Source organism: Brevibacterium otitidis (assembly GCF_042429315.1).
Classification (GTDB): Bacteria; Actinomycetota; Actinomycetes; order Actinomycetales; family Brevibacteriaceae; genus Brevibacterium; species Brevibacterium otitidis.
This window is the reverse complement of the sequence record NZ_JBHMAU010000083.1, coordinates 1-636: the sequence shown is the minus strand read 5'-3', so window position 1 is coordinate 636 and position 636 is coordinate 1. Positions and strand designations below refer to the sequence as shown.

The 636-nt window shown below is 63.8% G+C and carries 1 protein-coding gene; it reads right to left on the bottom strand.

The window, feature by feature from the left end:
- Nucleotides 1-636, bottom strand: a 636-nt coding sequence (locus ACFFN1_RS13545) for a transposase (protein ID WP_446680479.1), incomplete at both ends; no start/stop codon positions are given.

Below are 636 nucleotides of genomic sequence, written 5' to 3'. Positions count from 1 at the left end.
TGACGTTCAGTCGGCGACGCGCCAAGCACATGACCGCCGCGTTGTGGCGCTTGCCCTCGGCTCTCTTCCGCTCGTAATACGCCTTCGACAGCGGGTCGTGGCATGAGGCGACCCACGCGGACCGGAACAAAGCGTTCTTCAACCTTTTGTTCCCAGCGCGGGCGGGGAACTCACCTCGGATGGACGTCCCGGACCGTCGGGTCACTGGGGCGATCCCGGCGTAGGCGGCCAGATGTCCTGGGCTTGGGAACGCGGACATGTCGCCGGCGGCCAGGAGGATCTGCGCTGCGGTCTTGACCCCGACTCCCGGCATTGACGTCAAGACCGTGGAAAGAGGGAAGTCGTCGACCAGCTTCTCGACCTCTTCGGCAACGATGTCGCGCTGGTGCTTGAGCTCTTTAATCTGTGCTGCGACCCTCGGGATGACGAGCTCGACAGCTTCTGCACCGGGCACCGTGACAGTCTGCTCAGACAGTGCCGTGAAAACCTGGTCGATGAGTGGGCCCGGGTCTTTCCTGCTGTGGTTACGTGCCCACCGCTTCACCCCGGCCTTCCCAGCAGCCTTGAGTCCGGCGGGTCCGTGGTAACGGATGAACAGATCCAACACGATCGCCCGGGTGAGGACGACACCAGGGA